Annotated in this window: 17 protein-coding genes and 4 pseudogenes; 9 read left to right on the top strand and 12 right to left on the bottom strand. The window is 58.6% G+C overall.

Annotated features, from left to right (window positions below; translation table 11 throughout):
- The first annotated feature begins 353 nt into the window (after positions 1-353).
- From E4191_RS16460 to E4191_RS16425, 8 genes and pseudogenes are all read left to right on the top strand, one after another.
- Positions 354-800 (top strand): tetratricopeptide repeat protein, encoded by a 447-nt coding sequence (locus tag E4191_RS16460; RefSeq protein WP_139615579.1) that lies wholly within the window; start codon positions 354-356, stop codon positions 798-800.
- Positions 801-804: 4 nt separating this feature from the next.
- Positions 805-2,166: a type II and III secretion system protein family protein gene (locus E4191_RS16455; protein WP_176562770.1), complete on the top strand. Its 1,362-nt coding sequence runs from the start codon at positions 805-807 to the stop codon at positions 2,164-2,166.
- On the top strand, positions 2,159-2,422 hold the full coding sequence (locus tag E4191_RS16450) for a hypothetical protein (RefSeq protein WP_139615577.1): 264 nt from the start codon (positions 2,159-2,161) through the stop codon (positions 2,420-2,422). The genes E4191_RS16455 and E4191_RS16450 overlap by 8 nt, the downstream gene beginning before the upstream one ends.
- A gap of 744 nt (positions 2,423-3,166) precedes the next feature.
- Positions 3,167-4,666: a DUF7305 domain-containing protein gene (locus tag E4191_RS16445; RefSeq protein WP_139615576.1), complete on the top strand. Its 1,500-nt coding sequence runs from the start codon at positions 3,167-3,169 to the stop codon at positions 4,664-4,666.
- Positions 4,667-5,024: 358 nt separating this feature from the next.
- On the top strand, positions 5,025-5,471 hold the full coding sequence (locus E4191_RS16440) for a TadE/TadG family type IV pilus assembly protein (protein ID WP_176562769.1): 447 nt from the start codon (positions 5,025-5,027) through the stop codon (positions 5,469-5,471).
- Positions 5,468-5,878, top strand: a complete 411-nt coding sequence (locus E4191_RS16435; protein WP_139615574.1) for a TadE/TadG family type IV pilus assembly protein — start codon at positions 5,468-5,470, stop codon at positions 5,876-5,878. Before E4191_RS16440 ends, E4191_RS16435 begins: the two co-directional genes overlap by 4 nt.
- Before the next feature lie 19 nt (positions 5,879-5,897).
- Positions 5,898-6,047 (top strand): annotated as a pseudogene (locus E4191_RS16430) (integrase core domain-containing protein); the annotation flags it as partial.
- Between the two features lie 355 nt (positions 6,048-6,402).
- Positions 6,403-6,699: a DUF6812 domain-containing protein gene (locus E4191_RS16425; RefSeq protein WP_139615572.1), complete on the top strand. Its 297-nt coding sequence runs from the start codon at positions 6,403-6,405 to the stop codon at positions 6,697-6,699.
- Positions 6,700-7,376: 677 nt separating this feature from the next.
- Here the strand turns inward: E4191_RS16425 and E4191_RS16415 are convergent.
- From E4191_RS16415 to E4191_RS16405, 3 genes and pseudogenes are all read right to left on the bottom strand, one after another.
- Entirely contained in the window at positions 7,377-7,799 is a 423-nt protein-coding gene (locus tag E4191_RS16415) for a type II toxin-antitoxin system VapC family toxin (protein WP_176562767.1), read from the bottom strand.
- Complete coding sequence (locus E4191_RS16410; RefSeq protein ID WP_139615569.1) at positions 7,799-8,053, bottom strand: type II toxin-antitoxin system Phd/YefM family antitoxin; 255 nt, start codon at positions 8,051-8,053, stop codon at positions 7,799-7,801. Before E4191_RS16410 ends, E4191_RS16415 begins: the two co-directional genes overlap by 1 nt.
- Positions 8,054-8,302: 249 nt before the next feature.
- Positions 8,303-8,431: pseudogene (locus E4191_RS16405) on the bottom strand (helix-turn-helix domain-containing protein); the annotation flags it as partial.
- 169 nt (positions 8,432-8,600) lie between these two features.
- On the opposite strand from E4191_RS16405, the gene E4191_RS16400 reads away from it, so the two are divergent.
- Positions 8,601-8,999: a transposase gene (locus tag E4191_RS16400; RefSeq protein WP_228461776.1), complete on the top strand. Its 399-nt coding sequence runs from the start codon at positions 8,601-8,603 to the stop codon at positions 8,997-8,999.
- Positions 9,000-9,135: 136 nt separating this feature from the next.
- On the opposite strand, the gene E4191_RS16395 is transcribed toward E4191_RS16400, so the two are convergent.
- From E4191_RS16395 to E4191_RS16350, 9 genes and pseudogenes are all read right to left on the bottom strand, one after another.
- Positions 9,136-10,647, bottom strand: a complete 1,512-nt coding sequence (locus tag E4191_RS16395; RefSeq protein WP_139615568.1) for a hypothetical protein — start codon at positions 10,645-10,647, stop codon at positions 9,136-9,138.
- A 104-nt stretch (positions 10,648-10,751) separates the two neighbouring features.
- Positions 10,752-11,180, bottom strand: a pseudogene (locus E4191_RS16390) (IS5/IS1182 family transposase); the annotation flags it as partial.
- A 491-nt stretch (positions 11,181-11,671) separates the two neighbouring features.
- Positions 11,672-11,797: pseudogene (locus E4191_RS16385) on the bottom strand (IS5/IS1182 family transposase); the annotation flags it as partial.
- Positions 11,798-12,691: 894 nt separating this feature from the next.
- The gene (locus tag E4191_RS16375; RefSeq protein WP_139615565.1) at positions 12,692-14,194 is read right to left on the bottom strand and encodes a hypothetical protein; all 1,503 of its coding nucleotides are present in this window, start codon (positions 14,192-14,194) and stop codon (positions 12,692-12,694) included.
- The gene (locus tag E4191_RS16370) at positions 14,194-15,030 is read right to left on the bottom strand and encodes a glycosyltransferase family 2 protein (RefSeq protein WP_176562766.1); all 837 of its coding nucleotides are present in this window, start codon (positions 15,028-15,030) and stop codon (positions 14,194-14,196) included. Before E4191_RS16370 ends, E4191_RS16375 begins: the two co-directional genes overlap by 1 nt.
- Before the next feature lie 186 nt (positions 15,031-15,216).
- Positions 15,217-16,524 (bottom strand): glycosyltransferase, encoded by a 1,308-nt coding sequence (locus E4191_RS16365; RefSeq protein ID WP_139615563.1) that lies wholly within the window; start codon positions 16,522-16,524, stop codon positions 15,217-15,219.
- Entirely contained in the window at positions 16,521-18,101 is a 1,581-nt protein-coding gene (locus E4191_RS16360; protein ID WP_139615562.1) for a hypothetical protein, read from the bottom strand. Before E4191_RS16360 ends, E4191_RS16365 begins: the two co-directional genes overlap by 4 nt.
- 20 nt (positions 18,102-18,121) lie before the next feature.
- Positions 18,122-18,676, bottom strand: coding sequence for a hypothetical protein (locus E4191_RS16355; RefSeq protein ID WP_139615561.1), 555 nt, complete (start codon positions 18,674-18,676; stop codon positions 18,122-18,124).
- Positions 18,677-18,687: 11 nt separating this feature from the next.
- Entirely contained in the window at positions 18,688-21,330 is a 2,643-nt protein-coding gene (locus E4191_RS16350; RefSeq protein ID WP_139615560.1) for a glycosyltransferase, read from the bottom strand.
- Positions 21,331-21,332 lie beyond the last annotated feature (2 nt).

Genomic DNA, 21,332 nt, shown 5'->3' with positions numbered 1-21,332 from the left:
CAGAACTATTTGGCGATGCCTCAGGTACTCCGAATGTCAAGCATCCGGTTCAAGCGACAGCCAAAAATTGCCGGAATCGCACTTTCCTGGAGGAAAAAGCCATTTTGGAACACCTGCTCCCCAACTAACGTCATATTTTGTAACAAATGTAAGCGATTCAAAGCCGTTTAATAAACAAATATCAATTGCTGGGGTCCGGCGTTCGTACGCTACCTGTTTAATCGGATTCACATGGACATATAGAACCCGTCATGCAAAGGATCAGAAAAAACGAACGGGGCGGTACTATAATGGCAGGAAAAATGCGACGGCGCGGCACCGATCCCACAGCACGCGGACGGGGGTTTTTCCTGATGATCGGTCTTGCCGCTCTGGCAAGCTGCAGTCCGCAAACTGCGTCGGCCCCCCGGCAGACGATACCGGCCCAGGTTCCGGACGTTCCGGCAGGCACAGAACTCTCCACGGCAAAAACCAGCTACGAGGCCGGCAGCTTTGGCTACGCTGCCCGCTATTTCCAGATGGCGCTGACATCGTCACCAAACGACATGCAGGCCTGCTTAGGGCTCGCGGGGTCCTATGACTGGCTTTATCGGTTCGATCTTGCCGATCGGACCTATGCCACTTGCCGCCGGATCGGCGGCGAGACCTTTGCCTATCACAACAATGTCGGCTTTTCGTATTTCCTTCGCGGAGAGAATGGCCGTGCCTCTGTCAGCTTGGCACAGGCGCGCGCCTTGCGGCCCGGCCATCCCGTGATCGAGACAAATCTTAGGATCCTTCGCGATGCGTCCTCCGGTTAGCGCCATGTTGCCCCGCCTTGTCCTAGCGTTCACGCTGTTGATCGCCATTGCGACCGAGGGCGTGGCACAGGATAGTGTTGGCCTGACGCTCAGCACCCGCCGTGCTGCGCAGGTGCAGATCACCGCCGGCGAATCGCAGGTCTTTACTACGGCGCAAGACATCGACCAACTGGTGATCGGCAATCCCGAGGTCGCCGATGTCGTCGTGATCTCGCCACGCTCGTTCTATATCCTGGGCCAAAGCCTGGGGCAGACCAATCTGCAGATCTTCGCGGGCGAGGATGCGCTGGTAGGGCTTGTCGATCTACACGTCACCGTCGACACGGGTGATCTGGCCTCGGTTCTTCAGAGAGTGGGGGGCAATGTCAGCGTTCATTCGGTCAACGGGCGTCTGCGGCTGTCCGGGACGGTGCCGGACGCCGTCACGTTGGACAACGTCCTTCAGATCGCCGAGCAATACGGCTCTGACGCCGTCATCAACGCCATTCAGATCACCGACCCGCAGCAGGTCTTTCTCAAGGTGCGCATGATCGAGGCATCCCGCGAGGCCGGGCAAGCCATCGGGCTGGGGGTCAGTGCACGGGACGATGGCGGGTCCGCCATCACCCTCGGCACCGGTCGTATCGCCAATCCGGTGCCCTTCGGCAGCTTTCTTGCGACAATGGTGGATGAAGGGGTGTCCGTCTCTCTTCTCATCGAGGCGCTGGAGGAAAGAGGCCTTGTCCGCAATCTGGCCGAACCGACGCTTGCCGCCCTATCCGGCGAGACGGCAAGTTTTCTTGCTGGCGGTGAAGTTCCCATCCCGGTGGCGCAGGACGGTGATGAAGTCACCGTCGAATACAAGGAATTCGGTGTGCGGCTCAGCTTCACGCCTGTCGTGCTTGGCAACGGGCTGATCAATCTGACTCTGGAGCCGGAAGTCAGCCAGCTTGACCTGAACAACACCTACAACACCGGCTCGATCGAACTGCCAAGCTTTTCGACCCGCCGGGCCAGCACCACGATCGAGCTGCGTGCCGGGCAGAGTTTTGTGATTGCCGGTCTGCTTCAGCGAAACAATTCGCGACGGCAGTCGCAAGTCCCCTGGTTGGGAAATGTTCCGATCCTGGGCACGCTTTTCCGTTCGGCATCGTGGCAAAAGGACGAGACGGATCTGGTCATCATCGTGACCCCGTATCTCAACAGGCCCGGGGGCCCGTCAGAGCGTCTCGTCTCGCCCCTCGAGGATTCGATCCTGACGACAGAGCAGGAATTCTTTCTGCGCGGCACGCAGGAAATCACCCGAGGAGAGATGGAACGCCGCTTGCGCAGACGGTCCGTCGATGGCCCCTTCGGTCACATCATCGAGGGCAGTTCAGGTGGTTGAGCGCCTGATCTTCAGTTGCGCCCTGCTTTTGTCGGGATGCGAGAGTCCCATGGGCCATACGGACGGCATCTGGCCAGAGGCCGGTTCCGCACAGCTTAAAAACCTAGGCAGCCAGACGATTGGACCCAACGTCGGCTATGGCTGGGGCGCGAACCCGGGCGGCTCGGGGACCCGGGCTGCCGAAGTTATCCAGGAATACCAGTCCGGCACCGGACAAGCCATTGAACCCGCGCCCCGCCCCGACTTTGGCCTTTGACATCTTCTGTCGTGACGGATCTGCGGCATCAAGGTTAGCCGTGAGGAAGCCTGCAGTCGCGCCGGAAGCGGGATTATCAGAGTGCGTGCAAGGACCGCGCGATACGTTTAATCGGATGTCATCAAGGAAAAACAGGCGTCCGCGTCAATCGATGCTTCAATAACTTCGGTAATGGGACTTTGACCGTCAAGCTCGGAATCGCGCGCATCACAGAGCGCGCGCCGATCGGAGGCTCACGCCAGGTAGGCGCTGGCGGCGCTGAGCCCCCGCTGTCGAAGCGCCGGGCCGGGGGCGTAACGATCTTCTCGAGACGGATTCGAAGCGTTCGCCCTTCACTTTCTGTGCGCCTTTGATTCTCCCAAGTTCATGCTTCGGTCCATGGTCAGCGCAGAGGCTGCCAACATTATGCCAAGTCCAGTGCGGTTCCCGGGCCTATCTCAACAGCGTGCTCGGACACTTGCGTTCACAACTGCGACAACCGCGGCGTCATCTGCGACCACGTCCCGGTGAGACTTCAGACATATAGCTGAGTTTTAGCCGCAGAACGTGAATTCATGTTTTAGTTGTGAAATTTTATAAAATACTTCTATAGGATGTACTCGGCAAAGCGCTATACTAGTCACTAGGAACGTCGGTCTGACCAACAACGACCCTGCCACACGCGTAGAGTATCAGCCCTACACCTATAACCGAAAATACGGCCAGAAAAGTTACGGTTTCAACGCAGGCCCAAGGATTGCCGCCATGTCTTTTTGGACATTCGCTCTGTTCGTCTACCTTGTCCTGTCGATCACTGTTTTTGTCCTTATCATGAGCATGTTTATTTTGGGAAAGCGATCAGACGAGCGAAGCCCTTATTCTCAAGACGAAACGCCGCCGCAGCCTCATGCTGCCGACCCTGCAACCGCACGACATTTGTCAGATGTTGACATTCCGGCCCACAATGGCCTTCGGCTTCCACGGCCCTATCCTCTGACCCTCAGCCGGTTGGCAGCCCTTCGCAGCGACAGCAGCGGAGCAGTAGTGATCATCGCCGCATTGTCGATGCCACTCGTTGCGGCGGGCATGGGGTTGGGTGCGGAGACGGGCTACCACTACATGCAGCAAAGAAAATTGCAACATGCAGTGGATATGGCTGCCCACGCTGGCGCGATCCGACTGCGGGCAGGAGCCAAGAAGGAACAGATTGAGGCCGCCTCCTGGCAAGTAGCCACCCAGACCGGGTTCATGGCTGAGGATGGGACAATTACCGTCCACACCCCACCGACTAGCGGGCCCAGGGCAGGGGTACCCGGCAGTGTCGAGGTCATTCTGACAGAAACCCATCCGCGGTACTTCTCCGCAATCTTTGTTGAGGAGCCGGTTCATCTCAAGACGCGGGCAGTGGCCAGCGTCATGCCGTCCAACTCAAAGGCGTGCGTCTTAGCATTGTCGCCAACCGCCCCGGGTGCAATCACTCTCAGCGGCTCAACGGATGTTTCACTTGAAGGATGCGATGTCGCCTCAAACTCCAACGCCGGCAACGCCTTCTCCATTGGCGGCTCCGCAGGGATGACGGTTGGTTGCGTGCACACCGTGGGAGAGGCGACCATCAGTACTGGCCTGAAACTCGCCTGTCCCGCGGTCAACACATATGCACCGGTGGTGCGCGATCCTTATGCAGACATCGGCGAGCCAATTCCTGAAGAGAAATGTTTCACGGGGTCGAAAGACACCGAAATCTTCGAACCGGTTCCCAGTCCTAATGGAATGTCTTTGCTATTCTGCGGCGGCCTTGACATTAAAAAACATGTTACCTTTAAGCCGGGCCTCTACATTATTAAAGACGGCGATCTGTCGCTCAACGCGAACGGCACAGTCACCGCGGGCGAGGCGTCGATCAACGCCAACGGCGCCACATTCTACCTTGCTGGCAATGCCAAGCTCAGATTGAGCGGCAATGGCAGCTTGAATCTGAAAGCGCCTACCACAGGCCCTTATGCCGGCATCCTGATCTTCGCCAGCCGCAGTCAGGTCGGCGTCACGCATGAAATTCTTGGAAACGCGGGTTCAATTACTCAAGGTGTAATCTACGCTCCCAGTGCAGCAATCCGCTTTACTGGGAACTCAACCACGACCGGCGGCTGCACGCAAATCATCGGCAATACAGTCGAGTTCACCGGCCACTCAACGTTGAAATCCAGCTGCGAGACGAGCAACGCCCGGGAAATCCAGACCAATGTTATGGTGCAAATCACCGAGTGAGACCGATAGTGGCCTGAACTACATCAAGATTTGAAGATTTCCTCAGATGGGCGGGCCTTCTTTAAAAACAGGTTGCTTTATCAACATACAAATTTTTTAAACTTAGGTGCTCAATCGTAATTTAAACTGATATAAGTGTGTTTATGCGAGAAATCTAAACCAAACGTTCAAAATACTTTGAGTTTTCGCTATTCTATCTATAATTAAGTACTTTTTAGTATAGTGCTTATTTATTTCACATAAAGCATGTCATGCGCGGGTTGTATCTGCTAAGAGAAAGGCGTGTATATTCGATGACTTATTAGGTTTGCTAAAGTATCGTTAGCTTATCATGAAATCAAAAGGGATGTGCTGCTCAATGAGGTTTTTCCCGCCCGTCGTTCACCATAAACTTTCCGATCTCATTCCCTCCGAACGTGGTGCTTCGGCCATCGAGTTCGCGCTTCTGGCGCCGTTTCTTATTGTTGCCCTTTTAGGAACAGTAGATGTTGGCCGAGCCCTGACTGAGCATATGATTATAGGTTCGCTTCTACGCACTGGAGCGCAGGGTGCAATCGCAGGTGGCGACGGCCCTGAAATTGAAAATATCATACGCGCATCAAATAAAGACACTTTAGTAGCTGTAAATGTAGTGCGCATTTGCACCTGTCCCGAAAGCGCTCCGCTTTCGATGCAGTGCGATACGACGTGTGCTGGCTCTGCACCGACTAATATCCACTACTCGTTAACAGCGCAAAAATTATATGATAGTATATTCCTTTCAGATATTTCTCTCTCTAGACGGCTCCAGGTGCAGGTGCGATGAGGTTTCGTAGTTGCCAGCATAATTTTTATCATTGCGCTTCGGGAGCTGCGGCGATTGAATTTGCTATGGTTTTTTTAACTTTTATTTCCCTTTTGTTAGGCATAGTTGAATTCGGACGAGCACTATTTCTTCGAAACCAATTGGCTTTTGCGGCTGATATTGCCATAAGGCATGTCCTCCTTAATCCTCCAACAACAAACAGCGACCTGAATCGTATTGATGAAATTATTCGTGAATCAATAAAATTTGATCACAGTTTTTTGGAAATTGAACGAGCACTTCCGGATGCGAGCGGCCTTATGCCAATTTCTATACGCTACCCTGCAACGCTGTTGGTGCCAAATCTTGTTCAAAACAGCATAATTCTAAGCATCAATCGCCAGATACAGCTGCCTCTTAGGCAGTAATGTATGGACCGTTTTGGTGAGTTACCTGCATGCTTGGGAAACCGGATCACAGGCCAAGGCGGCCATCGACCGCTGGATCACCTTCTACAACCATAAGCGGCCCCACACCGCCCATGGCGGGCGTCCGCCCACCGTAGTGTATTTCAACAGCATCGAAACCAATCAGTAGGTCCAGGCCGTAGTTTAAATATCCACCGAAACTGTCCATGGATCGGGGAGTAGCTCAACCTAAAGCGGTCGCGGCGTAACCGAGGCGGAAAATTACTTAGAAATCACCCCAAAACTGATTAGGAAAACCGAACCACCTCTGTGCGAATGCCGAAGCGGGGTTTGTTCGGGGCTTTTTTCGAGGAAGGCGTTGTCGAGTTCGCTCGACAGGATCGATCTAGTGTTGTCCGCCTGACGGTGGATTCCCGGTCTGGAGTGTGTGGGCAACCGCTCGGACCGCGTGCGGGGCAACGTCGCCGCATCCCGATGGAATTCATGCGTTAGGTGTGGAACACTAATTTGGAGAAGAAAAGTCAATGTCACATATCAATAAGTACCGCCTCCCCGTTCAAATTCACCTTATTGGGGAAACAAGTGTCGTTTTAGGAGTCGTTCACGTTCGGCAGGATCAGCGAGTATTAGATATGCTATGTGATCAACGACCATTCTTTCCCGTTGAAACCCGCGACGGCATATTTATGATTAACAAAGCTACCGTTACGAAAATCGCGTTGGCTACTCGTAGAGATATAGACAGAATTCCAGATGCCTATCCCGAGGTCGATTTTAACGCATTGGCCCGTCGGGGTGGTGAAGCAAAAGAACTGGATTGAAACTCTTTAAAGCACACCTCGGCGCCGTCTCCGGCCTCGTTTTGAGAAGGTGCCACTAGTGTTCCCCATCTGACACATGAATCCTATCGGGGATGCGGTGACGTTGTTTCGCACATGGTCTGTGCGTTGCCCACACACTCCAGGCGGGGAATCTACTGTTAGGCGGGCCACACTAGTTGAGGCCACGGAACGGGCCCGGATGGATATTCCCCGCCAGCAGGGTGCGCCGAGGCTGCGGGAGGTTTATAGCTCTTGGCGAAGGCAAGAACGCCGAGGCAGCTTCGAAAGCTTTGCTTGGGATGGGGCCGGTCTGTCATTACAGCCTCGCAAAATGCCGCCACTGACGGGCCAAACCTGGCCGCCTGCGCCGGGACGCTGGCCGGCGTCCATTCCGCATGGCGGCGGTGGGAAGAGGGTATGTGCTCTGGAACTGTCACGTGGCAGCGTCGACCAGGGCAGCGCGGGTGGCTGGCAACCCGTTGGCCCCGCCGATGCACCCGCAGACTAATGGAATGGTTGAACGCTTCAACGGTCGGATCGAGGACGTCTTGTAAAGCCACCGCTTCCGCAGCGGCGAAGACCTCAAAACCCGTGGTAGACAAACAATGCCCTCCGAGGGACGAATGGTCCGTGTCATCTGGCAGGACGCAGCTCAGTGATCCTGATTCAGCTTGGTCCTAGGCGATGTCCCATGGATTCATAATCTGCACGCCTGTCGGCGCGAAGTCGGCCACATTGCGCGTGACGATTGGCATGGCATGGACAATCCCTGTCGCAGCGATAAGGGCATCCCTGTCGCTGCGTGGGTCAGGAACATGCAGAGCAGCGCAGCAGAGCGCGACAGGACCGTCTACCGGCAGAATACGCCCCTCAAATGCCGGGAACACCCTGTCAGTCATCCAAGCTCTCAAAACGGCTCCTTGAGCTGTGTCACGCCTCTCAACTTGCCTGATACCCATTTCAAGCTCCAGAAGCGTAATGGCCGACAGGAACAAGGCTGACGGGTCTTGAGCTGCCGCCCAAGCAACAACATTGGCATTCGCTTTACCTGCTTTTGCTTTGCGCAGTTCGGACACCACGTTCGTATCGAGAATGAACATCAGGACAAATCAACCGGTTTCGTGAGGGCACTCAATCGACCGGGTTCAAAAGGGACCTCTGCTGCTTGCGGGTCAGCCAGCAGATCAACAATACTTTCTCGCTGCCCTGTGAGCCGCCTGTAGGCTTCAATGCTGAGCAACACATGCGCGGGCTTGCCCCGGTCAGTGATGAACACAGGCCCGTTCTGAGCAGCCCGCTTTGCGCCACTGGCATCTTGGTTGAACGTTCGGCTGGTGATCGTCGTCGGTTCCATTGCTCATACCCAACTCTTAGAAGATCTATGTAGTAACGTTACTACACTCTGGGAAAATGTCAAGCAGACCACGACCCTTAGTGTAATAGTGTTACGTATCTTGGATCATCCGCCCACTCGTTCCGACAACATGAACCCACCCTGTTCGGGGGTATCCGCCGAGCTGTTATGTTTTACCGTGAAGCAGAGGGGCTCTGGTAGGCTCTGACCAAAACGCACGACTGTGCGACAGCTTGATATGTAAGCGATGGGGTGGACACCCCCCGCCCGCAGATACTTTTTGATGGTGTTGCGAGACAACCCGGTCCGCCGCGCAATCTCGCGAATGGGCATCTTGTCCCGCAAGGCCCAACGTCGAATAGCACTCAAAAATCCCATGTCGATCACTCCGATAACCCCCGATAAATTCCGTCAGGGGCAAGGTTCCACATGGGTCAGTTTTCAGTGACAATTCCGGCTGCTGCTGTGTTAGTTCTGGGTAACATCCAACAGTTGACGCCTTTGAAGCAGCACGCCCGAGCAAACGACTGTAACAGGGAGGGCATTCATGCAGCCACTCATGACAAAATTGGCATTTTGTCATGAGTTAAAACGGACCATGCTGCTCAAGGCTCGGGTGACTGAGGTAAAGGCTCTGGTGGTCGCCGATACGCTTGAGCCTGGTGCCACGGTGAATGCTGTTGCAGATCGGTATGGTGTGCAGCCGAACCAGTTGTCGGCGTGGAAGCGGCTGGCCAAGCAAGGCAAGCTGGTGCTGCCATGTGCACCGGCCGACAAGCCGGTTTTTACCCCGCTGGTGGTCTGCAATCCGGCGCCAGCACAACATGCGGCGCCTCGGCCAGCTGCGCCGCTTGAACCCGTGCCCGGCCTAACCCCAGGGCGCGGTAATCAGGCGAGGAGGCACGAAACGCCGCACGTGACAGACGGAGAGCTGAAGACCCCATAGCGCGCAAGGATGCCGAAGTGCGGTATCATCTCAATCTCCAAGCCGCCCAGCCCGCTACCCGCCGGCCAGAAAAGGTTAAAAATCGAGGTGCCCTTCAGAAGAACGTTAATAGGCCCTAGGTCGAATGCGTCTAAATTTAGATTTTTTGGGCGCGATGTGCTGCCATGGCACCACGGAAATAAGTCCCTGCCGTCAGGGCGAGGGCGCGTTCCCCCAACCATGCTGCCCTCACGTTATCCAATTGTTGACGATGTTCTTCAGGGGTTGGCGCAAGGGCTTGCTGGACAAGAATCCGGGCGACCACTTCCTCTAACAGATAGTCGGAGATCCAGGTCTGACGTGCCCGCTGCGCTGTCCCCCGAGCGTCCCGGAAGCCTGACAGGAGTTCTTCGCACAGGGACATGGCATCCATCCGCCGCTCGCAGCACAAGCCGCTAAAATTGCGCGAGGCTGCGGCGGCAAAGTTCTTGTCCGTCAACCAGCCCGGGCCACCGAAATGATCGTAGACATAGGTCGGGCGCCCCGCGCGCAAGGCGTAGGGAACGGTCTTTCCGATCGTCAGGACCGCATCGACGGATTGCATCGCCTCCGGAGTCAGCCGGCGGCCGGTCACGTTTCCACCTGATCCCCAATGGTCGACGCGGACACCCTTCTCCCTCAGCATCGCCGTAGCGTCCCTGACCTCGGGAGGAGCGTGGTTGGAAACGACCAGCAGATGGGTCAATCTTTCGGTGTTCTCTGCAGGTGACATGTCGAAACCTTGAGGTGCCGGATTGCGGAAGAGGCGGATCTTGTCCGCAGGAACGCCGTATTCGGCAATCCGGTCGATGCCTCGAGATGCGGTGACGAGGAACAAACCGCCTAAGATCTGCTCGACTACCGCACCAGGCTGGGCAAAGCTCCACCCCCGGTCCAGATGCGCGAACACAAAGAGGGTTCGAGACGCGCTGGCTTCGGTCACGTTATAGTCGAAGACCGCTTCCAGCCTGTTGTTCAGCCAGACGAGATCATAGTTGAAGGCATTGACTTGGTCCGGAGACGTGATCAGCTGCGCCCCTGCCGCCTGCGCGAGCGTCCGCATCGGTTCTCCGATTGACCAGGCGGTGACGTCGCAGGACCAGCCCTGAGTGATCAACGTCTCGATAATCTCCAGAAGGACAAGCTCCGAGCCAGCCACGACGCGGAACTCGGCATTGCCGAAAAGTGCCCTGCGTTCTTGACGCTGGCGGAGCGGTCCAGACGCGTGCGAGGGTCTGGTCAGATCGGCAAGCCCCGTGCGAAGCGCGTCCCGATCCTTTTGGGGTAGGGTGCGCAGCAGAAAAGGCAATTCCTTCGGCGTCAGATTTTGGACTGCAGCGGCAACGGCCAGGGGCTTCCATAGCGGCAGGTTCACAAACAGGCCGCCCTGGGCAATCCGGAGGGCGGCGGCACCCGATGCGAAGTCCGACGCTGACACGGGCTGTTCGGGCTGCGCGCGGAACCTCCAGCGCATTGGTTTATTCTCGACCGGCGTCAGCGTGACGGGCGACGACATCTCTCCGACGACCAGCGATGCCGACAGCGCTTCGTTGCCACGCAGTTCGAACCATCCCAGGACGGATGTTACGTCAATGAAGTCAATGGCGCCCTGCTTCAGGATCGATGTCATTAGCCGGGGCACCTCAAATGGCAGGAAAGAGCGATCTTCGACCGTCGTAGACCATGTCGCTTTGAGCACAATACGGCAATTCGTTGGGAACCTTGTCAATTAGTTCAAGCTGAACAACGCGGCCCGTGAGCGCGACAGCCATTTTCTGTTCTGATCACTTGCAAGATGGCGGCCAAAATGAGGGCCAACAAAGCCCTGTAGGCCAGAATCTTGCGGATGTTATGGCCGCAGCCGCAGAGCACGGCAAAGATGGCGTCGCCGGTCGTGCCTTTCAGCAGACAGCGCGACAGCCGTCCGTCTGTCTTCATGTGTCCGATCTCGGGCTCGATGGAGCTGCGTCGCCTGAGCAGCGCTTTCGGCTTCGGCGACAGGCCGCGGCGGATGCCGCTGATCAGAACTCTCGTTCCCGACACCCCATGGCCGCGATACCGCCGGTCCCCGACGGCCAGATCCGACGTCTGGCCGGTCAGGATGACAACCTGCTCCAAAGTTTCGGGCAGGGTGAGGCCATCGTAGGGATTGTCTGGCAAGGCACACACGCGGGCAATGGCCTTCTCCAAATGACGTAACCGCCTCAACTAGGAGGACTTATGACCCATTCTCGCAAACAACCTGTGCGAAAAGTCAGGTTTCGCACCGCACACCTCCGCAGTAATAAGCTTACATAGCTTTTTATGTGTAGTAGGAATATTTAAATGTCGCAGCAGATAAACATCGCCGAACTCCGCCCTTTTGTTTCGGCTAAAGACCTCGGAATGATCATTTCCGCCATTGGCCTGTACTCGCACAGGGCCGACTACCGTGACCTTCAAGAGCGCCTGCAGCACCAAGCAGGTGTCTGGGGTGTTTCCACACCCGTCCGATCAATTCCCAATCGTCCTCACGACCCTAAAGGAAATTCATAAATTTTTGGGTCTGGCGCAGATATTTTGTATAAACCCCGTGCAAAATTATTTTTGTACGCCTTAGGGGCGCTGTTGCAGAATTCAGCGTTGAAGCAAGATTTTCCCTTACCTCATTAAGCTCAGGCCATACGTTCGATCTCGGCAGTGCCGAGTGCGTCAAAGCGGTTCATGAGTGCAACTCGGATGTGGACTTCGACCGTTTGTCTATTGGGGTCTTGCAAGGCGATTCGCACTCCTAAAGATTTAGGGTAGCATCCGCTTGCGCCAGTGGGTCAGAGAGGACACGTGCATAGCGACGTCCCTTATGTGCGGAGGGGTCATGCGGGGCAAGGTTCTGGGAGTCGAGCGGCGTCGGCGTTGGGATGATAAGGACAAGCTGGCGATTGTAGGCGCGGTTGGGGTCAGTGACGCAGGTTGCGCAGCGTCACGAGGTGACCCGCCAGCAAATCTAGATCTACGTTTGGCGCCATGATTTGAAGCGGAGGGACCTCTGGTCGCCGGATACGGGGGAACTCTTTCTGCCGATAGGCATAGCACCTGTCGCGGAGTTGCCCGTGGCAAGCCCGGCACCGGTTGTTTGGATCGAGTATCCGCTTTGCGAACGAGCGCATGCTCCGGTTCGAGAGCGGCATTGATGCCACGGCGCTGATCCGTGCGGTAGATGCCGCATGATCGGTTACGTTCATGCGAGGGAATCAAGCTCCCAGGTATGGTCCGAAGGCGAGGTCGCGTCGAAGGTCAGTTCAGCACTGAGCCACCGGCTCCGCCAACCCCGCCAGATCCAGCCCCCGCGCCGTCGGCGGTTGCCACGTCGGAGAGCTGTCCGTCGCCCCTTGGATGTTCGTCCCCAGCTGAGACCCCCCGGTCCCCCCGCTCCACCCCGTCGTCCCGGTATTCTCGGGCGCCGTCGCATCCTCGGAAGGATCGGGCTGGTTCGCTGGCTCTGCCATGGTGTCAGCGGCAGGGCAGGTGCCAGCCTCGCTGAGGCGGTCGGGGGTGTTCTGAGCGAAGGCGGGAGCTGAATAACCTGCAAGCGCTAAAAGGCCAGCCGCTATAGCCGAGCGAAAATATGATCGAGTCATCTGGAACCTATACAATGGGGTCATCATGCTTGCCCAAACACCATCTTTGTTCCATCATTAACTATCACTTGGGCCAAAATGCTGATCAAGTGAAACAAACATTTCATGCCACTGCAGGTAGTCAGAAGTACCAGAGAACTTATTGTCCACCAACTCTTTCATTTTTACAATGGAAAGTCTATTGTTTGGGTATGTAATATCTATTCTAGAAGGTATGGATTCATCTTGATAGACAATTGCTAAGGCTGCCACTCCAGAGGATGACGTTTCAATGGCATTTGACAAATCTGATATTTCAATATCGCTTGGACGGTTCATGCTTTTATAGACAAATATAGTTCCTTTCGTAGAAAGTTTCCTCAAAAATTTTGAGTACATATACGAAATTTTTTCAGCATCTCTCTTGTAAAAATTAGTATCTTGCTCATCGGTGCCCAAAGATTTCCATGATCCATCAGCTTGCCTCTCAAATTTATGAGCACAATGAAATGAGATGCTTATATCGATATCTCTTACCATATCATGGTCACACGGAATAAGGCTTTCTTTTTTGTAGATTTCCTGCGGCCTTTGTTTGATAAGTAAAATAATAGATGAAATGGGCACAATCGCCCATCTAAAAATTTGTCCATCTTCATTTCCCGCCTTACGTAATGCAAATCCCATTTCGCAATTTTCGCCAAGTGCCTCAAAGCGTCGAGAAGCAGCTAAGATCGTAGAGGGGCTCGGAGTAGATGCTGATGGACTGTCCTTTGGCATTTGATGCGAAGCATACAAGCTACTCTTTGCGGCTATTTCATAGCCACATAACTTCATAATTTCAGGGTCGAGCTTGTTGCTTATAAATTGAAGATCCTCATCGGCTATATCATTCAAATAATCATTTGAAAGGTATTTTTTCTGGTAGTAATTAAAATTTTCTTCATTAGATTTTGTCGATTTCAAAATATTTTTGAACTGCTCCTTATTAGCGCCGAGTACATCTTCACAAGCTTTCTTGGTTGCACCTTCTGGATCTGCCAGAACATCTTCATATTTGATAAAAGTCGCGTTCTCTGGAAATTTATTAATTGCTTCAAAATAGCTCTTAACCTTCTTATTGAATATCTCAATCGGATTATCAAGAACTTCGCAGTCCAGATTGTCCCGTCGAGAAACTGGCCAAGGTGTGCGTATAAATTCTGAGAAAGTTCCAATTCTTCCTATTTTAGGGTTGTATGGACGCTTGTGTATTGACTGGAGCCAGAAGGCAGGATGTTTTGTCGTAAATATAAATTTGGTTAATTTTTTATATGGAGAAAATTCGATTGTGTCGATTGGCGGCTTAGCATGCTTCCAGCCGAAGTCGGAGTTAAGGATTCTAAAGTGATCCATATCCTGCAGGTAGTCGTTGTCAGAGGTATACGCGGCGGAAAATACTTCGTTTTCCATTCGCAGTTGCCCGCCTCTCCCGCGCGTATCGCCTTGCAGGATTATCGCATTGGTATTCTCGTGAATAAGTCCAGTCAGATAGATAGTTCCACTGTTTCGTTCTCCAAATACTTTTATATAAGTGAACATCAGAAGACACCCTTAAAAGTTTCTGGAATTTTCCGCAAATGATATGGAGTGTCTCCGTTGTAATCGAGATCATAAACGTACTTCCCGGATGCATCCAATTCTACAAGGGATAACAGCTCATTTATGTTTTCCGAGAACTCGAAGTCACTCCCTCTATGCCGTGAGTTTATCTGAGCGTACGCAAGCATTAAATCATGATCTAAAATCATCTGGTGATTTCCAAAATTTCCATCTCTCGGAATATTTCGGAGAACACGCAACCGGTCGAGCGCGATGCCCCTATCCATAAACTTCGAGTGAAAATTGTATACTTCTCCAAACGATTGGCGCTTGTCACAGGTATGAAACCCACCTCCCCACTTTATGGGCTCTTTGGTTATAAGCGTTTTACACATTGAAGCCATGAAGTAGACATAGTTACGCTGAGATAAGACTTTTCGACTTGAATTAAATTCAGGTTCTTCGTCAAAGCTGTGAAAAATATTTAAGCCTATTGCAGTCTCATATTCTGGTCTAACTTCTTGAAGATAAGTCTTCAAATCCTTGTGCTTACTCGGATCGACGCAAAGAAACTCATCGGTATCCGTATAAATAAAGTAATCATAAAAATTTAAAAAATTTTCACATAAGTCACTGATCATTTTGGATCTTTTAAGGTCGGAGAATGCCGTTCTAGGCAGTTTTATTAAATTGACGCCATGCAATCCCTCCGTTGATCCGTCATTGGAGCCATGGTCGATGACAAAAAGGTTCTCTCGTCCAAACAGTCCTCCATAGTATTTAACCCATATTGGTAGCGTGACATCCTCGTTATAGGACATCGTGAAAACAGCCACTCGCATTACGTTTTCCTTTAGTGCTGCACAGGGAAGAGATAGTTTAAGATCGCAATGCGCTCAGCGAGGTGCTGTTTCAACGCAACCAAATAATTTAGGTATTTAAACATAGATAACTTGGAACGATTCAGGTAAGCGCTGCTGACTATAGTACTAATTGTTAAGTGCATCGAGAATTTAAGGAGGTTAGATATCACACGCCACCCGCCATTCCTTCATGAACCCCGCCATATCCAGCGGCGGGGCGATCAGGGCGATGTGCTGGGCCAGGATCTCGGGGCGGTCGTGGACCGACAGGATCGCTGAGGCGAGGGCGTCGGGGTCTCCGACGGGGAACTGGACGCCCCATCCTGCGGTCTTCTCGGCCATCCCGCCGATATCCGAGGCGATCATCGGCGTGCCCGCGGCGCGGGCCTCCTGGATGACCACCGGGGAATTCTCCCACCAGACCGAGGGGATCACGATCCAGCCGAAGCGGCGCATGATCGCAATGCAGTCCTGGGGTCGGTAGCGGCCGCGAAAGCGCACCCAATCGGGCGGCGTCAGCGCGGGCCAGAGCGCGGCGAACCCCTCGGCGGTGACGCCGTAGATCTCCAGCGAGATCGGCGCCAGCGGGGCGGTCGGCACCGCAGCCCGCGGCGCGGACCGGGCCGACGCCTTGGCGGGCGCGGGGGCGGCGACAGGCGGGGCCACGTTCTGCGCACGCATCTGGGCATCGATCTCCTGCGTGGCGCGGATCAGCACGTCCAGGCCCTTGGTGGGCGTCGCCTGCCCGAAGAAGGCGAAGCGGCGCGACCGGCGGGTCAGGTCGGCCTGGGACTGGACCGGGGGCCGGTCGCCGTGGTCCAGCCCGTTCTCGATCACCCCCACCCGGCCCGGCGCGGTGCCCCAGGCCTCGAAGCGGTCGGCCATGAATTGGCTGGGCGACAGCAGCACGTCGAACAGGTCCAGCATGCCCGCCATCCGCGCGCGGCGCAGCATGAAGTCGGCGGGCGAGCGCTTGAGGCAGGCCGCGCAGGCCACGTCCGAGGCGGCATGGCACAGCTCGCCGCTGGTCTTCACCATCTGGCCGTGATTGGCGCAGATCGCGGTCATCTCGTGCAGGGTGCAGATCATCTGCGCCTGCGGGCGGGCGGCGCGCAACCGGCGCAGCGTGCCCGCGCCGATGTTCCAGAAGTGGTGGAAGTGGTAGACGTCCCCCTCCAGCGCCAGCAGGAAGTCCAAGAGCCAGTCCTCGGTCTCGATCCGGGGATGCTCCATCACGAAGGCGTCCATTCCCAGCCCGCGCAGGCAGAAGTCGCGGTCCGAGAAGGACAGCACCCGCTGCGCCGGGCCGAAGAAGCGCGCGCCATCCTCGGGGCCGATGGTCGAGCCCACGAAATAGACATCCTCGCCGCCCGCCAGCATGTGCTGGAACTGGCGATGGGCCGCGACCTCGCCGCCGCCGTAGCGCAGGGCGGGATGCGAATGAGAGATGATCACCGTGCGGGTCATCGCGCGTCCTCCTGCACCAGACGGGCCGAGAGCGCGTCGAAATCATGCCCGGTCAGGCTGTCGAACAGAGGCGCCGCGAAGGGCCCCTGATCGCCGGCATGAAAGCCGGTAGGATCGGCGGGCAGGATCGCCAGCCGCCCCGCCGCGTCCATCTGCGCGGCCAGTTGCCGGAAGGCCGACTCGGGCACCAGCGCATCGCCCAGCAGCGGCGCAAGCGCGGGCAGCAGCCCTGCGGCATCGCCCCAGCACAGGAAGGCCGGGCGATCGGTGCCGAAGCGCGCGGCGATCCGCCCCGCGCCGCCGGGGAGGCTGGCCAGGACGTCCAGCGCCAGCACCTGCAGGTCGTGCCCCGGCACCTCGCCCCGGACGGGCAGCCGCCCCGCCAGATGGAACAGGACCGAGCTGCGGGCATAGACCAGCAGCGCCGGACCCTGCGCCGCGATCGGAGGCTGCGGTGTGCAGGCGACGATCCGCACGGGCTGAGGGCATTCGCGTGCCGCCCCGGCGATGGCGTCGCGCAGATCGGGCGTCAGCGTCGGGCGCAGCAGGTGCAGGTCGATGCCGCGCCCGGTGGCCTGCGCCACACGGCGCAGCACGTCGCGCAGATCGGGCGCGGCCAGGTCGTGATCCAGGATCAGCAGCAGGGGCGCATCGTCCGGCAGCGGCGGGCTGTCGGGAAGGGCGATGGCGGGCGCGCCGGGGGCCGCCAGCGTGGCGCGGTGCAGCGCATCGGCGCCCTCGGGATCCTCCTGCCACAGCCGGGCCTCGACCAGCAGCCGCGCGATCTGCGGCACGGTCACCTGCGTCAGCGGATGAATAACACCTGACTCCGCCAGCTGCTCCGGCAGCATGACCAGCAGCCGCGCCGCGCCGCTGGCCGGGCCCGCGAAGCGGAAGGCCGCCAGCCAGCCGTCGCGGCCGCCATAGACATAGCGGTCGGCATAGGCGGCCAGATCGGTGCGTGCCACCGCGCCCTGAGCCATGGTGACCCGCGCCAGCTGCCGGTCGTCGAAGGCCAGCGCGTGCAGCGCCCCTTGTGTCGCGGCGGTGGGCAGGAACCAGCCCGAGGCGACCCCCTGCCCCGCCCCGGCCACCTGACCCAGATCCACGCTCAGCGCATGGGTCTCGGCCTCGGCGGGCAGCGCCCGGGCGGCGCGGATGCGGGTGATGACCGGACCCGACAGCGCCCGGTCGGGCATCGGGACCGCGCCCTCGGCCATCAGGCGCAGCAGCGCGAAGAAGGCCTCGTCGACGCCGATCTCGACCATGCTGCGCGCATCCGAGGACAGGCGCGCGCCGCCGATGCGGGAATGCTCGGCGCCCACGGCCAGGAAGACGTCCTCGGAGGGATCGTCCAGCGCGTCGGGATGATCCGACAGGTCGAAGACCGCCAGATAGCCGAAGGGCTCCAGCGAGCGCAGGTCGCGCCGCGCGAAGCGGACCAGATGCGCGGGCGGCAGCGAGGCCGACCCGGCATGGATCATCAGCGCCGGGCGCGGGTCCTGGCTCCAACCGGCGGCCACGACCCGGCCGCCGGGGCAGGAAAAGCAGAAATCGACGTGCAGTTTCAGGTCCAAGTCGGGCCCCTTCCGGGAGGTCAGATCAGCGTCATTGCCAGCTTGCGGATGGTGAAGCGCACCGGCGGCTGGCGCAGGTGGATGACGATGCGGCGGTTGGCGACATCATCGGCCGCCTCGGGCAGCTCCAGCTTGCAGACGGTGGCGCGGTCGTTGCCCAAGAGCCATTCGGTCTGCAGGCTGTCGCGGATCGTGCCGGCATCGGTGAAGTCGCGCAGGAAGACGTCAGCCACGGTCGGCGTGGGGAAGGCGACATCGGCATCCAGATAGCAGCTGCAGGGATCCATGGACGAGACCAGCCCCTCCATGGTCATCCAGGTCGCGCCGGAATTGCGGAACTCCAGCCCGTCGCCCTCCGGGGTCATCGAGAACTCGCCTCGGGTATCTTGCGGGATGCAGATGCCGAAGCGCGGCGACAGGGCGTTGTAGCCCTCGCTCAGCAAGGCCTTGGGACGTCCGTCCAGCAGGGCTGCGGCCTCACCGGTCAGCACCAGCCTGCGGCCCTGCAGGGCGATCAGCAGGTTGGCGGCCATCTGGAAATTCCGGACCGCGCTGTCGTGGATGGTCTGCGGCATACTCTACTCCGTTAAGAAAATACGTATCTGGGGCGGACCGCATCGGCCGGGGCCGGTGCGGGAAACTCGGGTAGCCGCTGGTCCAGCCAGTCGCGCAGACCTTCGGTAGCCTGGGCCCAGGTGCGGCTGGTCTCGGCGGCGGCCTGGGCCATGGCGGCCAGCCGGGCGCGGTCGCCGTCCAGCATCAGGATGCGGGCGACCATCTGTTCGGCGCAGTCCACTTGCGGGACGACAAAGCCGTTATGGCCGTCCTCGATCGCCTCGCGCACGGCCCCCGCCTCGGCCACGATCGGCACCACGCCGCAGCGCTGCGCCTCCAGCACCGACAGCGGCAGCCCCTCGTAGAGCGAGGGCAGGATCAGGATGTCGGTCTGGCCGAGCAGCTCCGAGATCGCCGCCGGGCCGCGCACCGCGCCCAGAAAGCGCGTCTCGGTGGGCCAGCTGAGCGCCGCGCCGTCCTCCTCGACGATGGCGCGTCCGGCGACCGACAGGGTGATGCGCGGGGCCTGATCGGACAGCGCATGGGCGACGGCGCAGACGCGGTCGATGCCCTTCTGCTTGTCCAGCCGGCCCAGGAACAGCACGCGCAGCGGCTGGCGGCGGGTCCGGGCGGTGGCGCGCGCGGCGGTCATGAACCCCTGCTCGGCCCGCGACATCGGATAGCCCGGGGCATTGACCACCGGCATCAGCTTCTCGCGCGGCACGCCATTGGCATGCATCCAGCCCAGCAGCCCCTCCGAGCAGGTCAGGAACAGATCGTAGGCCTGCTCGTAGGCCAGGGCGAGTTGCGGAGGCCCGTAGCCACGGCCATAGGTGGAGCGTTCGACCAGATGCTCGTGGTCGATCATCAGCACGCCCCGGCGGCGCAGCCGGTCGGCGACCTTGTGCAGCGCGGCCGAATGGGCGTTGATGACGGCGTCCATCCCCCCCAGCAGCCCCATCAGATCGGTGCCCTCAGCCCCCTGCCCCCATCGGGGTTCGGCGGTGCCCAGGAACTCCTCGCCGCTCCAGTCCAGAGCATCGTTGTCGGCCTGCCAGGTGATGGTGGAGAAGGGCTCCAGCGACCAGGCGTCGGTGTCGATGGGCCGGTCGCTCAGGACGACCAGATGCAGCCGGTGACCGGCGGTGACCAGCTCGCGTGCGATGCTGGCGGCCACGCGTTCCACGCCGCCGATGTTGAAGATCGGCAGCACCATGGCGATGTCGTGCTTGCCCGGCGCGCGCAGCAGCGGGAAGGTCACCCCGCCATCGACCGCGTTCCGGGGGATCTGCACGGTGCGGTCGCGGCTGATCGCGGCGCCGGGATGGCGCCAGCCCCACCCGGTCTGCAGCGCGCCCAGATAGGGGCTGCGCAGCAGCGCCAGCATGGTCCCGCGCAGCACCTCGCCCGCCGCCGCCCCGCCGGCCAGCCCGCCCACATGGGCGGGCGCGCGCAGCGTCCAGCTGGAGACGTCCTCCTGCGTGGGCACCAGGTCCAGCTGGCGCAGCCGGTCCTCGGCCCCACGCTGCACCCAGTCCTGGGCGGTGGACAGGCGCAGGCAGATCGCATCTGGCACGCGGTCGGGATTGCCGCTGTCGGTGGCGATGTCATGGCCGCCGGACGGATGGCGGTCCAGGAACAGCAGGTCCAGGTCATGCGGGTTGCGCAGCGCCCGGCGCTCGAAATTCCACAGGACCCCGTGCAGCAGCCGCGCCGCGCGCAGATACTCCTCGACCCCCTCGCGCAGGAAGATCATGTAGGCGGGCGCGTGGTTGGCATGCGGATCGGCCATCGCGGCCAGCACCATCCGCTCGAACTCGGGCGTGGCGACCGGGGTCTGGTGATCGGGATCGACGCAGGTCGAGACCTGGCGCCCCTCGCCGGTGATCAGGGCGAAGCGCGGAAAGCTGGCCGCCTCCAGCGCGACCAGCGCGGCCGGGTTGAACAGCCAGGCATGCTTGCGGCGCAGGAAGCGGCGCAGATCCTGGTCGACCTCGTGGGAATGGCTCAGCATGCTGGCCGGACGCTTGCGGTACAAAAGCAGGGGCCGGCGCGCAGACCGCCCGGTGAAGCCGGCCTTGGCCGCCTGCAGCCAGAAATCCCAGTCCTCGTAGCCCTGCCGCATTTCCTCGTCGAAGCGCAGGCCGGCATCGAAGACCCGGCGCCGGATCAGGCTGCCCGCGTCGCACTGGTTGGCCTCGGCCTGCAGCAGCGGGCTGAAGGCGGGCTCGGTGCGATAGTTGCCGGCCTGCCCGAAGAAGTCGAACTCGGGATAGAACCAGTCCTGATCGCGATGCGTCTCCAGCAGATGGCGCATGGTCAGCCCGGCGCGCTCGGCCAGCAGGTTGTCGCTGTCCAGAAGGAAGATCGCGTCCAGCCCCGGATCCATCCGCAGCGCCGCCTCGATGCCGCGGTTGCGCGCCGAAGACAGCCCGCCATTGGCATGGTGCAGCACCAGCATCTGCGACCCCATCCGTGCCTGCCAGTCGTCCAGGCATTGCCGCGTCTCGGTATAGGCACAGCCGTCGTTCACCACGACCAGCCGCAGGATCACGCCCTCGGCCATCTCGCGGCGGACCGAGGCGATGGCGTCGTCCAGCAGCACCGGATGTCCCTTGACCGGGATGACCACGGTGACCTGCGGGGGCACCAGACGGATCGGGCTGTGCTGCATTG

This window comes from Paracoccus liaowanqingii (assembly GCF_004683865.2).
Lineage (GTDB): Bacteria > Pseudomonadota > Alphaproteobacteria > Rhodobacterales > Rhodobacteraceae > Paracoccus > Paracoccus liaowanqingii.
The sequence above is the reverse complement of the archived record's forward strand: the minus strand, read 5'-3'. Positions and strand labels throughout refer to the sequence as shown.

Coding starts and splice junctions, on each gene's coding strand:
- E4191_RS16375 (WP_139615565.1), bottom strand. CDS start 14,194: ATGTTCACTTATATAAAAGTATTTGGAGAACGAAACAGTGGAACTATC.
- E4191_RS16410 (WP_139615569.1), bottom strand. CDS start 8,053: ATGGAACCGACGACGATCACCAGCCGAACGTTCAACCAAGATGCCAGT.
- E4191_RS16425 (WP_139615572.1), top strand. CDS start 6,403: ATGTCACATATCAATAAGTACCGCCTCCCCGTTCAAATTCACCTTATT.
- E4191_RS16435 (WP_139615574.1), top strand. CDS start 5,468: ATGAGGTTTCGTAGTTGCCAGCATAATTTTTATCATTGCGCTTCGGGA.
- E4191_RS16455 (WP_176562770.1), top strand. CDS start 805: ATGTTGCCCCGCCTTGTCCTAGCGTTCACGCTGTTGATCGCCATTGCG.
- E4191_RS16440 (WP_176562769.1), top strand. CDS start 5,025: ATGAGGTTTTTCCCGCCCGTCGTTCACCATAAACTTTCCGATCTCATT.
- E4191_RS16395 (WP_139615568.1), bottom strand. CDS start 10,647: ATGACATCGATCCTGAAGCAGGGCGCCATTGACTTCATTGACGTAACA.
- E4191_RS16445 (WP_139615576.1), top strand. CDS start 3,167: ATGTCTTTTTGGACATTCGCTCTGTTCGTCTACCTTGTCCTGTCGATC.
- E4191_RS16365 (WP_139615563.1), bottom strand. CDS start 16,524: ATGACCCGCACGGTGATCATCTCTCATTCGCATCCCGCCCTGCGCTAC.
- E4191_RS16400 (WP_228461776.1), top strand. CDS start 8,601: ATGCAGCCACTCATGACAAAATTGGCATTTTGTCATGAGTTAAAACGG.
- E4191_RS16460 (WP_139615579.1), top strand. CDS start 354: ATGATCGGTCTTGCCGCTCTGGCAAGCTGCAGTCCGCAAACTGCGTCG.
- E4191_RS16350 (WP_139615560.1), bottom strand. CDS start 21,330: ATGCAGCACAGCCCGATCCGTCTGGTGCCCCCGCAGGTCACCGTGGTC.
- E4191_RS16415 (WP_176562767.1), bottom strand. CDS start 7,799: ATGTTCATTCTCGATACGAACGTGGTGTCCGAACTGCGCAAAGCAAAA.
- E4191_RS16355 (WP_139615561.1), bottom strand. CDS start 18,676: ATGCCGCAGACCATCCACGACAGCGCGGTCCGGAATTTCCAGATGGCC.